Here is a 14,361-nt window from a genome sequence, read left to right on the forward strand (position 1 = left end):
TTCTAACCAGCAATCCGCCAGCCGCGGGCGGCCAGCTCTTCGGTGAGGCGGGAAATCGCCTCGGGGAGAACAGAAATCTCGGCCAGGCCGAGTTGGGCGCCCGGCGAGTGCTCCAGTCGGAGGTCTTCGAGGTTCACGCCGACCTCGCCGATCTCGGCCAGCAGCCGGGCCAGCTGGCCGGGGGTGTCGTCGACCATCACGCTGAGCGAGACGAACCGGCGGTCCTGGCCGTGCTTGCCGGGCAGTCGTGCCACGCCGGCGTTGCCGCCGGAGAGTTCCTCGGCGACCTTGCGCCTCGCGCCGGGCGCTGCAGGGTCGGCGAGGGCGTCGATGAACCGGTCGAGGTCGTCGCGGTAGGCGAGCAGGATGTCCCGCACCGGCCCAGCGTTCGCGCCGAGGATCTGCACCCAGAGTTCGGGGTCGCTGGCCGCGACCCGGGTCACGTCGCGCAGGCCCTGGCCGGCGAGGTTGAGAGCGGAGCCGGAGGCATCCGTCAACCGGCGGGCCATGATCGTGGAGACGACCTGCGGCACGTGGGAGATCAGCGCAACGCCGCGGTCGTGTTCCTCCGGACTCATCTCGACCAGGATCGCGCCGAGGTCGAGGATGAGGTCGTCGATGGAGGTGGCCTGCTGGTAGCTGATCGCATCGTGCGCGGCCACCACCCACGGGCGGCCGACGAACAGGTCGGCGCGGCCGGCCAGCGGTCCCCCGCGTTCACGGCCCGCCAGCGGGTGCGAGCCGATGTAGCGGGACACGTCGGCGCCGCGGGCCCGAAGCTCAGCGAGGGGCGCGAGTTTGACGCTCGCAACATCCGTCACGATCGCCTGCGGGAACGCCTCCAGCTCACGGGCGACGATCTCGGCCGTCACATCCGGGGGAACGCAGACCACGATCAGTTGGGGCGCGTCGCCCTGGGCGGCCGGCCGGCCCGCACCGTAGTCCACGGCGATGCTCAGGTTCGTCGGCGACGCGTCGGCGAGGATCACGTCGATGCCCCGGTTGCGCAGGCCCAGCCCGATGCTGGTGCCCAGCAGGCCGGCGCCGACGACGCGCACGGGCCCGATCAGTCGACTCTCGACCATGGTGGTTCTCCTGGTGTTCGGGCTAGTCCGTGGTTTCGGCTCGGGAAACGGTGAGCAGCTGGCCCAGTTCCGCCTTGGTGAGGTCGCGCACGTCGCCGACCCGGAGGGTGCCGAGGTGCAGCGGGCCGAACTGGCGGCGCACGAGGTCGACGACGGGGTGGCCGACGGCCTCCATCATTCGGCGCACGATCCGGTTGCGGCCGGAGTGCAGGGTGAGCTCGACCAGGCTGAAGCCGTCGCCGGGAGGGCTGGTCAGGATGCGGGCCTTGTCGGCGGAGATGGGGCCATCGTCGAGTTCGATGCCGCTCTGCAGGAGCCCGATGGTCTGCGCGGCCACTCGGCCCTCCACCTTGGCGATGTAGGTCTTGGTCACACCGAACGAGGGGTGCGCGAGCACGTGCGCGAGGTCGCCGTCATTGGTGAGGATGAGCAGGCCGCTGGTCATGGCGTCGAGGCGGCCCACGTTGAAGAGGCGTTCCTCGAACCGTTCGGTGAACTCGCGCAGGTCGGGGCGTCCGCTCTCGTCCTGCATGGAGGACACCACGCCGACGGGCTTGTTGAGCATCACGTAGCGGCGGGTCGTGTCGAGCTGCACTGCGATGTTGTCCACGGCGATCTTGTCGGTATCGGGGTGGATGCGACGGCCGAGTTCCGTGACGACCTTGCCGTTCACACGCACGCGGCCGGCGGCGATCAGGTCTTCGGAGACGCGGCGGGAGGCGACGCCGGCGGAGGCCATGACCTTCTGCAGGCGCACACCGTCTGCGGCGGCATCCGGATTGGTCGGGGTGCCCTGGGGGTCGATGGTCATGGAAGATCCTCAAATCCGTCTGCGCCGTCTGCGAGCAACGGCGAAATGTATGGCATCTCGTCCAGCGAGTTGATTCCAAGCTGGGCAAGCAATAGGTCGGTGGTGGCGTAGTTGATCGCGCCGGTCTCGCTGTCGGTGAAGGCCTCGGTGATCAAACCTCGACCCAGGAGGGTGCGCACGACCGAGTCAACATTAACGGCCCGAATCGAGGCTACCGCGCCGCGGCTGATTGGTTGCTTGTACGCGATCACGGCGAGGGTCTCGAGGGCGGCCTGGGAGAGCCGGCTCGGGTTCTGGGTGAGCACGAAATCTGCGACGACCAGGTCGTGTTCGGGGCGCACGTAGATGCGCCAGCCGCCGGCCACTTCGCGCAGTTCGAAACCGCGGCGCACGGTGCCCGCGACGCCGTCGAAGTCGGCGACCAGGCGGGTGATCGCGGCCCTGACCTCTGTCAGAGGCCGGTCGACGGCCGTCGCCAGGTGGATCAGGCCCTGCGGTTCGTCGGCGACCATGAGCAGTGCCTCGAGTGTGCGCTCGATCGCGGGAAGCCCGGCCGCGGCATCCTGGGCGATGTCGGGGGTGTCGACCCGCGTGCCCGTGGCATCCTGAGTGGGGTCAGCGGTCAGGTCGCTGGTGTGCACGGTGTCAAGCGTCATAGTCGGCTCCGAGGTCGGCGAGGTTGGCTTCGGACCAGGACTCGGCACTCCAGTGCAGGCTGAGGTCGCCGAGCGGTTCGAGCTGGTCGAAGGAGATGGCGCCGTGCCGGTAGAGCTCCAGCACGGCCAGGAAACGGGCGATCACGACGCCCTTGAGCTCGGCGCCCACGATCAGCTCGCGGAAGGTGAGGGTCTCCCCCGACCGCAGCATCGACACGATGTAGGCTGCCTGTTCCCGGATGCTCACTAGCGGCGCGTGCAGGTGGTCCAGGCCCACAGTGGGTAGCTCCCGGGGGGTGAGGGCGAGGGCCGCGAGGGCCGCGAAATCGCCGAGCGAGAGGGTCCAGACCAGTTCGGGCGTCTGCGCGCGGTACTTCTCCTCGAGCCGCACCGAACGAACGTGCCTGGTGGCCTCGGTCTCCATCCGGCCGAGGAACCAGGCCGATGCGGTCTTGAACGCGCGGTACTGCAGCAGCCGGGCAAACAGGAGATCGCGGGCCTCGAACAGGGCAACGTCCTCGGCGTCGACGAGCTCGCCCTGCGGCAGCAGCCCGGCGACCTTGAGATCGAGCAGGGTAGCGGCCACAACGAGGAACCGGGTGGCCTGGTCGAGCTCTTCGGTCTGGTCGAGCCCGCGCAGGTAGCCGATGAACTCGTCGGTGACCTGGCTGAGCGAGATCTCGGTGATGTCCAGTTCGTGCTTGCTGATCAGGGTGAGCAGCAGGTCGAACGGGCCCTCGAAGTTGCCGAGGGCAACCGAGAATGCTTTCGGAGCGGCCGCGTCAGGCGACGGCGCCACGCTGGATCAGTTCCCGCGCCGCCTGCTTGTACGCCTTGGCTGCCGCGTGCTCTGGCGCGAACTCGGTGATCGGAACACCGGCAACGGATGCGTCCGGGAACTTGACGGTACGGCCGATGACGGTCTCGAGCACGCTGTCGCCGAACGCGTCGACGACCCGCTCGAGCACCTCGCGGGAGTGCAGGGTGCGGGAGTCGTACATGGTGGCCAGGATGCCATCCAGTTCGATGGCCGGGTTGAGCCGGTCGCGCACCTTGTCGATGGTCTCGATCAGGAGGGCGACGCCGCGCAGGGCGAAGAACTCGCATTCGAGCGGGATGAGCACGCCGTGGCTCGCGGTGAGCGCGTTCACGGTGAGGATGCCGAGCGAGGGCTGGCAGTCGATCAGGATGACGTCGTAGTCGCCGGAGACCTTCCGCAGCACCCGGGCGAGGATCTGCTCGCGGGCGACCTCGTTCACGAGGTGCACCTCTGCGGCGGACAGGTCGATGTTGGCCGGGATGATGTCGAGGTTCTCGACCGAGGTCTTCTGGATCGCGTCGCTCGGGTTCACCGAACCGCTCAGCAGAAGGTCGTAGATGGTGGTGACGTCGTGCGTTGGCACGCCGAGGCCGGCCGAGAGAGCGCCCTGCGGGTCGAAGTCGATCGCCAGCACACGGCGGCCGTAGGCGGCCAGGGCCGCACCCAGGTTGATGGTGGTCGTCGTCTTGCCGACGCCACCCTTCTGGTTACACAGCGAGATGATTCGCGCCGGGCCGTGGCTTTTGAGGGCCTCCGGCTCGTCGAATTCGCGTTTCGGGCGCCCGGTAGCACCTACTGGTACATCCTCGAAACCGGGGAGTAGTATCCGGTCACCCTGCTTACGCGCCACTGAGATGTCCTCGATCCGTCCTGCACCCATCACTGTGTCGAGTGTAGCGATCGGATTGGCTCCCGCTCGCAAGGATCGCCGATAAGCGCCGCTCCCGGTGATAACCGCACCGGGGGTCGAGCCCCCGGTGGTCGTGCCCGTCGAGCCCGGGCCCCTCGTCCCGGCAGTCGAGCGGCCCCGGGGGTCGAGCCCGTCGAGACCAGGCTCCTCGCGGCGCACATCCGGGAAGCGGGCCCGCGGCAGACCGTGCGCCCGGAGCAACGACGCACGCCACGAGCGTGGCACCCCGCGCTCGAGCGGCCCCAGGGGTCGAGCCCGTCGAGGCCGGGCCCCTCGTCCCGGTGGTCCAGCCACCGGTGGTCCAGCCCGTCGAGGCCGGGCTGCGCAGACGCTTCGTCCTCGATCCCGCGGCGGTTTCGGCAGCCCGCGCCCGCGGTCGCGGCAGCGCCCAGCGGTTTCGGGCGCGGTGAGGGCGGGCGCGATGAGGGCGGGCGCGATGTCAAGACCCGTGTGGTCGAGCGCGTCATGACCCGGGTGAAGATCTCGACAGGATCAAACACCGGGCCGGATCAAGCGCCGACGCGGTCAGCGGGCGCGGGGGTGCGCTGTCGTGTACATGTCGCGCAGGGTGTCGACCGTGACCAGGGTGTAGATCTGGGTCGTCGCGACCGACGAGTGGCCGAGGAGCTCCTGCACGACTCGCACGTCGGCGCCGCCGGCGAGCAGGTGCGTAGCGAAGGAATGCCGCAGCGTGTGCGGTGACACGTGCCCGTCGAGGCCGGCGCGCTCGGCGGCGGCCCGGATGATCAGCCACGCGTTCTGCCGGCTCACCCGCTGGCCGCGGAGGCCCAGGAACAACGCGGGAGTGGCCTTGCCTCGACCGGAGAGCCGCGGCCGCGCCCGCACCAGGTACGCGTCGATGGCGGACCGGGCGAAGCTGCCGACCGGCACGATGCGCTGTTTGCCGCCCTTGCCGGTGAGCCGCACGACATCCTGCTCGAGAACATCGTCCACGTTGAGGTTCACCGCCTCGGAGACCCGCGCGCCCGTGGCGTAGAGCAGCTCGAGCAGGGCCTTGTTGCGCAGCGCCTGCACGTCGTCGCCGTCGGTCGCGGCGAGCAGCGCGGTGACCTGTTCGATCGAGATGGCCTTGGGCAGCCGGGTACCGAGCTTGGGCGGCTTCGACTCGTGCGCGACATCCGATTCGACGACGCCCTCTTCGAGCAGGAAACGGTGAAACCCGCGCACGGTCGAGAGAATGCGCGCGATCGACGCCGCCGTCAACGGCGACTCCTCGCGCAGCCCCAGGAACCGCACAAACTCCCCCACGTGCAGCGAGGTGATCGCGCGCAGGTCGGCCAGCTCGTGTCCTGCGAGCCAACCGGCGTAGATGATGAGGTCCCTCCGGTACGCGGCGACCGTGTTGACGCTCAGCCCACGCTCGATTGCGACGTGCCGCAGGTACGAATCCACAGCCGTCGCGACGCTCACACCGAGTGGTCCCAATTGATCGGATGCCGCGGCCACGGCGTGTCCGCGGGCGCCAGCGAGCCCCAGTCGCGCGCCCGTGACGCGTGAGCGGCGAGCACGCCGATCACCAGCGACGGGTTCTGCAACCGGCGGGCGAGCACCGCGTCGACGCACTCGTCCAGCGGCACCCACCGGATCTCGATGTCGGCCTCCTCCTCGGTGCGTTCGAACACGTCGGACGCGGCCGCGAGACCGCGCGCCAGGTAAATCCGGATGACCTCGTTGCTGCCGCCCGGCGAGGTGTAGAACTCGCTGAGCACGTTCCAGTCGCCGGCGGTGACGTCGGCTTCCTCGGCGAGTTCGCGCTGCGCCCCGATGAGCGGGTGTTCCCCATCTTCGTCGAGCAGCCCGGCCGGGAGTTCCCACTCGCGAACACGCACGGGGTGCCGGTACTGCTTGATCAGGAGAGCCCGGTCCTGATCGTCGATGGCGAGGATCGCCACGGCACCGGGGTGATCGAGGTACTCGCGCACGATCCCGGAACCCGCGTAGTCGAACGTATCGCGGCGCACGTCCCAGACCTTGCCGTCGAAGACGATCCCGGTGTCGGTGACGGGGGCGAAAGCGAACTCGTCGGCGAGTAGCGCCGCAGACTCAGTGCTGTCGGAGTTCTCGGCGCTCACCGCGGTGTCGACCAACGCTTAGGCCTCAACCTTGACCTCGACCTCGAACAGGCGACTGGCCTGCTGGCGGTCAAGCGCCGCGCCGATCAGGCCGCGGAACAACGGATGCGCGTGGCTCGGCCGGCTCCGCAGCTCGGGGTGAGCCTGCGTGCCGACGTAGAACGGGTGCTCCTCACGTTTGAGCTCGACGTACTCGACCAGGTGGCGGTCGGGCGAGGTTCCGGAGAACCACATGCCGGCATCCGCGATCTGTTCGCGGAACGCGTTGTTCACCTCATAGCGGTGACGGTGGCGCTCGGAGGCCTCTGGGGCACCGTAGAGCTCCGAGACGAGCGATCCCTCGGCGAGGGTGGCCGGGTAGAGGCCGAGGCGCATGGTGCCGCCCAGGTCACCGCCGGCGATGATCTCGACCTGCTCTTCCATCGTCGCGATCACCGGGAACTCGGTCTCCGGGTCGAACTCGGAGGAGGACGCGCCGATCAGTCCGGCCTTGTTGCGGGCGTATTCGATCACCATGCACTGCAGGCCGAGGCAGAGGCCGAGCACGGGGATGCCGTTCTCCCGGGCGAACCGCAGGGCGCCGAGCTTGCCCTCAATGCCGCGTACACCGAAACCGCCCGGCACGCAGATGCCGTCGAGTTCGCTGAGGTGGCGGGCCGCGCCCTCGTCGGTCTCGCACTCGTCTGATGCGATCCAGTCGATCTTGACCTTGGTCTGGTTGGCGAACCCGCCGGCCCGGAGGGCCTCGGTTACCGAAAGGTACGCGTCGGGCAGGTCGATGTACTTGCCGACCAGCCCGATGGTGACCTCGTGCTTGGGCTCGCGCACGGCGTCGAGTACCTTCTGCCAGGCCGTCCAGTCGACCGTGGTGACCGGGAGGTCGAGCAGGTCGGTGATGTACCGGTCCAGACCCTGCTCGTGCAGCATGGTGGGGATCTCGTAGATACTGGGCACGTCGATCGCGTTGACGACGGCGTCTTCGTCGACGTCGCACATGAGTGCGATCTTGCGCTTGTTCGACTCGGAGACGGGCCGGTCGCTGCGCAGCACGAGCGCGTCCGGCTGGATTCCGATCGAGCGGAGGGCGGCGACGGAGTGCTGGGTCGGCTTGGTCTTCTGTTCGCCGGAGGCCGCCATGAACGGCACCAGGGAGACGTGCACGAAGAAGACGTTCTTGCGGCCGAGCTCGTGGCGCACCTGGCGGGCGGCCTCGAGGAACGGCTGGGACTCGATGTCGCCGACGGTGCCGCCGATTTCGGTGATGATCACGTCGGGGCGCGGCTCGTCGTCGGCTTGGAGGCGCATCCGTCTCTTGATCTCGTCGGTGATGTGCGGGATGACCTGCACGGTGTCGCCGAGGTACTCGCCGCGGCGTTCCCTGGCGATCACCTGCGAGTAGACCTGGCCGGTCGTGACGTTCGCGGCCTGATTGAGGTTGATATCGAGGAACCGCTCGTAGTGGCCGATGTCGAGGTCGGTCTCCGCGCCGTCGTCGGTCACGAAGACCTCGCCGTGCTGGAACGGGTTCATGGTGCCCGGGTCCACGTTGAGATAGGGATCGAGCTTCTGCATGACGACGCGCAAACCACTGGCCGTCAGGAGATTGCCGAGGCTTGCGGCCGTCAGGCCCTTGCCCAATGAGGAAACAACACCACCGGTCACGAAGATGTGCTTGACCGTTGTATTGCGATCGGTGCTGTCTGATTTGTCCGTGCTTTTATTTTCCACCACGGGCTTCGACTCTATCACTGTGGGTTGGCCGTTCTGTTGGTGCGGGCGAGGGAAATGAGCTCTCGGGCATGCTCCAGCCCGCTCGCGGAATCGGGCAGGCCGGAGAGGAGCCGGGCCATCTCGGCGGCCCGTTCGTCGCCGTGCAACTGCCGCACACTGCTGGCCGTGACGGCGCCGTCGCTGTCCTTGACGACGCTCAGATGGTTGCCGGCGAACGCCGCCACCTGGGCGAGGTGCGTGACCACGATCACCTGGGCGGTCTCGGCAAGCCGGGCGAGTCGCCGCCCGATCTCGATCGCCGCCGCCCCGCCGACGCCGGCGTCGACCTCGTCGAAGACGAATGTGGGAACGGGGTCGGTCGCGTTGATGACGACCTCGATCGCGAGCATCACCCGGGAGAGCTCACCACCGGATGCCCCGCGCGCCAGGGTGCGCGGTTCGGCGCCGGCGTGCGGTCGCAGCAGGATCCGCACGAGGTCACGGCCGGTGGCGGTGATCTCAGGGCGGCTGTCGATCTCAACGACCAGGGCGGCATCCGGCATGGCCAAGGCGCTCAGTTCGGCGGTGACGGCCGTTCCGAGGCGCTCGGCGGCCGCCAGGCGGATGCCGGTGAGCCGGTCGGCGAGGTCCTCCACGACCAGCCGGTCGGCCTCGGTCTCGGCGCGGAGGGCATCGATGCGGTCGGTGTCGCTGTCCAGCTCAAGCAGCCGGGCGCTGCCGGTATCGAGGAAGTCGATCGCCTCGTCGAGGCCGTCGTCGTATTTGCGGGCCAGGGCGGTGAGAACCGCCCGACGTTCCTGCACGACCTCGAGTTCCCGGGCACCGTCGGCGTCGAGGCCGGCCAGATAGCTGGACAGCTGGGCGGCGACGTCAGCGACGACGAAGCCGGCGTTGGCGAGGGCCTCGGCCATGGGGGGCAGTGCCGGGTCGTGCTCGCCGGCTCGTTCGAGCTGGCGGCGAGCGGAGTCGAGCAGGGCGACGGCATCCGGGAGTCCGTCGGGGTTCTCCTCGGCGGAGAGGAATTCGCGGGCCTGCGCTGCCGCGACACGGAGCTCCTCCAGGTTGCCGAGCCGTTCGGCGCGCGCGCCCAGTTCGTCGTCCTCGCCGCGCTGGGGGGCGATCCGTTCGATTTCGTCGATGGCATCGCGAAGCTGGGTGGCCTCCTGGCTTCGCTGGTCCTGCTCGTCGACGAGCAGGGAGAGTTGGTCCTGGCGGTCCTGCCAGCGGTGGAAGGTTTCCGCGAACCGGTCGAGGGTGCCGGCGAGGTCGGGCCCGGCGAATCGGTCGAGCGCGGCGCGCTGTGCGGTGGCCGACCGCAGGCGCACCTGGTCGGACTGGCCGTGCACAACAACGAGGTCGCCGCCGAGGTCGCTGAGCACGCTCGCGGGCGCGCTGCGCCCGCCGACCACGGCCCGGCTGCGGCCCTCGGCGGAGACCGAGCGGCTGAGAATGAGCTCTCCGCCGTCGAGGTCTCCCCCGGCGTCCCGCACCCGGCTGGCAACGGCGCCGTCGGCGGGGATCAGCCAGCGGCCCTCGACCCAGCTCTGGGCCTGGCCCTGGCGTACGAGACCGGGGTCGGCGCGTTCGCCGAGCAGCAGGCCGAGCGCGGTCACGACCATGGTTTTGCCTGCACCGGTCTCCCCCGTGACCGCGGTGAACCCCGGGCCGAGCGGGAGGGTCGCCTCGGCGATCACGCCGAGGTCCCTGATGATGAGTTCGTCGATCATTGCCGGGGCTCACTCGCGCCGTGCTCACTCGCGCCGTCGTGACTCGCTCCGTGCCCACTCACGCCGTGCCCACTCACGCCGTGCTCACTCACGCCGTGCCCACTCACGCCGTGCTCACTCACGTCCGACCGGCCCCCTCCAGCCGGTGACCGGCAGGTTGAACTTGTTCACCAGGCGGTCGGTGAACGGGCCGCTGTGCAGCCTGGCCAGCCGAACCGGGATGGGCGAGCGGCGCACGATCACGCGCGCCCCCGGCGGGAGGTCGCGCACGCGGCGGCCGTCGGCGCAGAGCACCGCGGCGGCGCCGGTGCGGGCGACCACCTCGACGGCCAGCGACGAATCCGGGCCGACCACGAGCGGCCGGGCGAAGAGGGCGTGTGCGCTCAGCGGCACGAGCAGAAGGGCGTCGAGGCTCGGCCAGACGATCGGGCCGCCGGCGGAGAACGCATAGGCGGTCGACCCGGTGGGCGTGGACATGACCACGCCATCGCAGCCGAAGGAGGAGAGCGGGCGGCCGTCGACCTCGATGACGACCTCGAGCATCCGTTCACGGCTGGCCTTTTCGACCGTGGCCTCGTTCAGCGCCCAGGTCTCGTAGATGACGTCTTCGCCGACCTTGACTCGCACGGCGAGGGCCATCCGTTCCTCGACCAGGTAGTCGCGGGACAGGGCGCGCCGCACGGCCTCGCCGAGGTCGTCGCGTTCGCTCTCAGCGAGGAAGCCGACGTGGCCGAGGTTGATTCCGAGCAGCGGCGCCGAGCAGCCGCGCACGATCTCCGCGGCGCGGAGGATGGTGCCGTCCCCGCCGAGCACGACCACGAGTTCGAGGTCGGTGACGTCGACCGTGTCGTGCAGGATCGCCAGCCGGGAGTCGAGCTCCGGGCAGGAGGCGAGCAGGTCGGCGCGTTCGTTGCGGGCCAGCACCGGCACCGCTCCGGCCGCGAGCAGCTGCTGGCACACGGTGACGGCCGCCTCGAGGGAGTCCTGCCGCCCGGTGTGCGCGACGACGAGGATGTGGCGTGCTGCAGTCATGTTGTCAGGCTCCCACCAGTGCCGTTGTGCGGTCGATCCATTCTGTCGGATTCGTGCCGGAGTCGCGGCTCAGCCAGCAGAGATACTCCCGGTTGCCCGCACCGCCGGCAATCGGAGACGCGATCAGGCCATTCGTGCGGAGGCCCAGGTCCCACCCTGCCCAGAGCACGCCGGCGATCGCGTCAGCGCGCAGGCCGGCGTCGTGCACGATTCCTTCCCGGATGCTGCCCTTTCCGACCTCGAATTGCGGTTTGATCAGCAGCACGAAGTCGGCGCCCGGCGCGGCCGTCGCGACAAGGGCCGGGAGCACCAGCGGCAGGGAGATGAAGGAGAGGTCGGCGACGACCAGGTCGGAGGGGACGTCGACCCCGGAGGCCGCGGCGAGCGACTCCGCGGTGGAATAGCGCAGGTTGAAGCCCTCGACGAGCACGAGCCGGGCCTCGATCGCCAGGAGCGGGGCGAGCTGCCCGTGGCCGACGTCGACGGCGAGCACGCGGGCTGCGCCGCGTTCGAGCAGCACCTGGCTGAACCCGCCGGTGGACGCCCCGGCATCGAGCACGGTGCGGCCCTGAACCGGCAGGGCGAAGGCGTCGAGCGCGGCGATCAGCTTGTGAGCTCCCCGGCTGACGTAATGGTCGGTCGCCGCCACCTCGATCAACTGGTTGTCCCGCACCTTCGCGGATGCCTTCACGACCGGCTTGCCGTCGATTGTGACCAGGCCACCGGTGATCAACTGCGCGGCCACCGTACGGGAGCGGGCCAGGCCGCGCTCGGCGAGGGCCGTGTCGAGGCGCTGGTCAGGAGCGAGTTCGGGCAGGTCCTCACCGGGCGGAGCCTGCCCGGGCGTGTCCGGGCTGGCATCCGGCAGAGCAGTATCCGGCAGAGCCGCAACCGGCAGAGCCGCAACCGGCAGAGCCGCAACCGGCAGAGCCGCAACCGGCAGAGCCGCAACCGGCTGGCTGACATTCGTCGAATCAGTCCCCATCGGTTCGGTCGGGTTCTCGTCGGTCATCCGTTCCCCTGTCATGCGTCGGTCGATCGCGGAACGTCGCCGCCCTCGAGCTGATCGCGGAGGCGTTCGTGCAGCTGCACGTAGGCCGCGGCGCGCTCCTCGAGCGGCTGGTTTCCGATCGCGTCGAGTGTGGAAACCAATTCCGCCGGCTCGATGGTTGCTGCGTCTGTCGATGGGGCGCGGGGCGCGGGCGCCGCCCGCGCAGCCGGGGTGGGGTGCTCTGTCACGCCTTCAACGTTACCGTCAGAGATACAGTCGCTCCGGAACATTCAGGCCGTAGATCGGGCGCCCGGAAGCCCAGATCACGGCGCACGCGGCCCGGAGCAGGTTGATGGCGCCGTCGCCTTCGGCGACGACCTCGACATCAGCGCCGCGCAGACGCACCGTTGCCCCATCGACCGTGGCCGACGTGCCGTCCTTGGAGAACACGGTCTCCGGGTACGGCTCGTGCAACTGCCGGAGGTCATCGAGGATGTACCGGGGCCGGGACGCCGCGTCGGCCGCGAGGGCCTGTTTCGCCTTGTCGATCCCAGTGAGCACGAGCACGGCGGGGATGCCGGCCCGGTTCGCGCCGAGGATATCGGTGTCGAGACGATCGCCGATGAACAGCGCCTGGCTGGCCCCAAACCGGTTGACGGCCTCGGTGAAGATGGCGACCTCCGGCTTGCCTGCCACGATCGGCAGGCGCCCGACGGCGGTGTGCACGGCGGCCACCAGGGTGCCGTTTCCCGGGGCGATGCCGCGGGCAACGGGGATGGTCCAGTCGGTGTTGGTGGCGATCCAGGGAATCTCCACGCCGTCGGCGCGGGGGTGCAGTGCGAATGCCGCCTCGGCGAGGTCCTTCCAGCCGAGGTCGGGCGAGAAGCCCTGGATGACGGCGGCCGGCTTGTCGTCGGCCGACCGGGTGACGACGAAGCCACCCCTTTCGACCTCGACGACGAGACCCTCGCCCCCGATGACGAGCACGAGCGCGCCGGCAGGGACCTCGTCGGCCAGCAGGCGCACGGCGGCCTGGGGCGAGGTGACGACATCCGTCGCCACCGCCCCGAGGCCGAGCTCGCTCAGGTGGTCGGCAACGGTCTGGTCGGTGCGGGACGCATTGTTGGTGAGGTAGCCGACCCGCATGGTCTTCGCCGCGCGATTGAGGCTCTCCACCGCGAACGGAATCGCGCCCGGACCGGTGTAGACAACGCCATCGAGGTCAGCGAGCACCACGTCCACGCCGGACAAGGGGGTCAACGGCTCAGCCACGCGGCGACGCCTCAGCATCCTGTCCCTGCCGACCCTCGTCGTCGGCGGTCTGCTCGCCCTCGGCGTTTGAGTCGTCGCTGATGGTGGTGTTTTCGGTGGTCGAGCCTGTCGATACCCCGCCGATCTCGACAGCCGCGATCACCGCATCATCCTCGATCACCACATCAGTGTCCTGTTCGTCGTCCTCGAACTCCTCGTCCTCGAACTCGTCGTCCTCTATCTCGAGGATCTCGATGGTCTCGTCCCCGTCAGACGCGCCGGACACGGCAGCATCGGCACGATCGGCGCGTTCGGTCCAGAGCTCGGCCTCGTCTTCACGGCCGAGTTCTGCGAGCACCTCCGCGTAGGCGGAGAACAGTTCCGCACTATAGGAGAACGCGGTCTTCGGGTCCAGCTGCGGGATCTCGAGTTCGCTCAGCGCGGCCTCGGCCTCGTCCAGGTCGAGTCGGGCGCCGGACATGGCAATAGCCAGGGCAACCTGAACGGATGCCGGCAGAGTCGCCCGATCGACGGACCGGCCGAGCTCGAGCGCGCGGTCGGGGCGTCCGACGCCGCGTTCGCTGTCCACCATGAGCGGAAGCTGATCGTTGGAGCCGGAGATCCTCCGATAGGTGCGCAGTTCGCGCAGGGCGAGAGCGAAGTCGCCCGTCGCATAGGCGGTGATTGCCAGGCTCTCCCGGACCACGGCGATGCGGCCGGCCCGACGGGCAGCCGACATGACGTGGCGGTGTGCCAACTCCGGATCCTCGTCGATGACGCGGGCGGCCATGGCGAGGTGCCGACCGACGGCCTCCGCGTTGTCCTTGCTCAGGGTCTTGAGCTCGTTTCGGGCGATCCGATCGAGGTCCTGCGACGTGACGTCGTCGGGAAGTTCCGGGTCGTCGTGGTGGGGACGCACCGAACGCAGCTCACGCTGCATGCGCTGCTCCTCGGTCATCTCCTCTTCGACAACCCGGGCGTCCCGGTCGCCGCGGGCAGGAGCACCCTCGCGGGTCCACAGTTTCTTGCCGGCGTCTCGCGGCGCGCCGGCACGGTTCGGCGATCCGCCGCGCTGCGTGGCATTACCCCACGGCTTGCGGTCACCGTCCTTCGCCCACGGCTTACGCTCGCCACCACCGGACGGACGGTCGGAGTTCCCACGGTACGGGGCACGCTCGCCATCCTTCGCCCACGGCTTGCGCTCGCCGCCACCGGACGGGCGGTCGGAGTTCCCACGGTACGGGGCACGCTCGC

The 14,361-nt window shown here is 69.4% G+C and carries 13 protein-coding genes and 1 pseudogene; all 14 read right to left on the reverse strand.

The window, feature by feature from the left end; translation table 11 throughout:
• Positions 1–2 precede the first annotated feature (2 nt).
• Positions 3–1,085, reverse strand: coding sequence for a prephenate dehydrogenase (locus tag E3O19_RS12975; protein ID WP_134568235.1), 1,083 nt, complete (start codon positions 1,083–1,085; stop codon positions 3–5).
• A gap of 22 nt (positions 1,086–1,107) precedes the next feature.
• Positions 1,108–1,896 (reverse strand): pseudouridine synthase, encoded by a 789-nt coding sequence (locus E3O19_RS12980; RefSeq protein WP_134568237.1) that lies wholly within the window; start codon positions 1,894–1,896, stop codon positions 1,108–1,110.
• Positions 1,893–2,552, reverse strand: coding sequence for an SMC-Scp complex subunit ScpB (gene scpB, locus E3O19_RS12985; RefSeq protein ID WP_134568239.1), 660 nt, complete (start codon positions 2,550–2,552; stop codon positions 1,893–1,895). The genes E3O19_RS12980 and scpB overlap by 4 nt, the downstream gene beginning before the upstream one ends.
• On the reverse strand, positions 2,542–3,351 hold the full coding sequence (locus E3O19_RS12990) for a segregation and condensation protein A (RefSeq protein ID WP_134568241.1): 810 nt from the start codon (positions 3,349–3,351) through the stop codon (positions 2,542–2,544). The genes scpB and E3O19_RS12990 overlap by 11 nt, the downstream gene beginning before the upstream one ends.
• The gene (locus E3O19_RS12995; RefSeq protein ID WP_134568255.1) at positions 3,335–4,252 is read right to left on the reverse strand and encodes a ParA family protein; all 918 of its coding nucleotides are present in this window, start codon (positions 4,250–4,252) and stop codon (positions 3,335–3,337) included. Before E3O19_RS12995 ends, E3O19_RS12990 begins: the two co-directional genes overlap by 17 nt.
• A gap of 555 nt (positions 4,253–4,807) precedes the next feature.
• Complete coding sequence (xerD, locus tag E3O19_RS13000; protein WP_134568243.1) at positions 4,808–5,713, reverse strand: site-specific tyrosine recombinase XerD; 906 nt, start codon at positions 5,711–5,713, stop codon at positions 4,808–4,810.
• Positions 5,710–6,390 carry an NUDIX domain-containing protein gene (locus E3O19_RS13005; protein ID WP_420898615.1) on the reverse strand — a complete coding sequence of 227 codons (681 nt, stop codon included), beginning with the start codon at positions 6,388–6,390 and terminating at the stop codon, positions 5,710–5,712. Before E3O19_RS13005 ends, xerD begins: the two co-directional genes overlap by 4 nt.
• 3 nt (positions 6,391–6,393) lie before the next feature.
• Positions 6,394–8,106: a CTP synthase gene (locus E3O19_RS13010; RefSeq protein WP_420898616.1), complete on the reverse strand. Its 1,713-nt coding sequence runs from the start codon at positions 8,104–8,106 to the stop codon at positions 6,394–6,396.
• 14 nt (positions 8,107–8,120) lie between these two features.
• The gene (recN, locus tag E3O19_RS13015) at positions 8,121–9,833 is read right to left on the reverse strand and encodes a DNA repair protein RecN (protein WP_134568245.1); all 1,713 of its coding nucleotides are present in this window, start codon (positions 9,831–9,833) and stop codon (positions 8,121–8,123) included.
• A gap of 114 nt (positions 9,834–9,947) precedes the next feature.
• On the reverse strand, positions 9,948–10,865 hold the full coding sequence (locus E3O19_RS13025; RefSeq protein WP_134568247.1) for an NAD kinase: 918 nt from the start codon (positions 10,863–10,865) through the stop codon (positions 9,948–9,950).
• A 4-nt stretch (positions 10,866–10,869) separates the two neighbouring features.
• Entirely contained in the window at positions 10,870–11,682 is an 813-nt protein-coding gene (locus tag E3O19_RS13030) for a TlyA family RNA methyltransferase (RefSeq protein ID WP_241981365.1), read from the reverse strand.
• Between the two features lie 206 nt (positions 11,683–11,888).
• Positions 11,889–12,104, reverse strand: coding sequence for a hypothetical protein (locus tag E3O19_RS13035; protein WP_134568249.1), 216 nt, complete (start codon positions 12,102–12,104; stop codon positions 11,889–11,891).
• A gap of 16 nt (positions 12,105–12,120) precedes the next feature.
• Positions 12,121–13,146 carry an HAD-IIA family hydrolase gene (locus E3O19_RS13040; RefSeq protein ID WP_134568251.1) on the reverse strand — a complete coding sequence of 342 codons (1,026 nt, stop codon included), beginning with the start codon at positions 13,144–13,146 and terminating at the stop codon, positions 12,121–12,123.
• Positions 13,121–14,361, reverse strand: a pseudogene (locus E3O19_RS18425) (primosomal protein); the annotation flags it as partial. The gene E3O19_RS13040 and the pseudogene E3O19_RS18425, both read right to left, overlap by 26 nt.

Origin of the sequence: Cryobacterium algoritolerans, assembly GCF_004402785.1 — a bacterium.
GTDB classification, from domain to species: Bacteria; Actinomycetota; Actinomycetes; order Actinomycetales; family Microbacteriaceae; genus Cryobacterium; species Cryobacterium algoritolerans.

Excerpts from the sequence above, each read along its gene's own strand:
- E3O19_RS13025 (WP_134568247.1), bottom strand. The coding sequence starts at position 10,865 with ATGACTGCAGCACGCCACATCCTCGTCGTCGCGCACACCGGGCGGCAG.
- E3O19_RS12995 (WP_134568255.1), bottom strand. The coding sequence starts at position 4,252 with ATGGGTGCAGGACGGATCGAGGACATCTCAGTGGCGCGTAAGCAGGGT.
- E3O19_RS13040 (WP_134568251.1), bottom strand. The coding sequence starts at position 13,146 with ATGCTGAGGCGTCGCCGCGTGGCTGAGCCGTTGACCCCCTTGTCCGGC.
- E3O19_RS12975 (WP_134568235.1), bottom strand. The coding sequence starts at position 1,085 with ATGGTCGAGAGTCGACTGATCGGGCCCGTGCGCGTCGTCGGCGCCGGC.
- recN (WP_134568245.1), bottom strand. The coding sequence starts at position 9,833 with ATGATCGACGAACTCATCATCAGGGACCTCGGCGTGATCGCCGAGGCG.
- scpB (WP_134568239.1), bottom strand. The coding sequence starts at position 2,552 with ATGACGCTTGACACCGTGCACACCAGCGACCTGACCGCTGACCCCACT.
- E3O19_RS12980 (WP_134568237.1), bottom strand. The coding sequence starts at position 1,896 with ATGACCATCGACCCCCAGGGCACCCCGACCAATCCGGATGCCGCCGCA.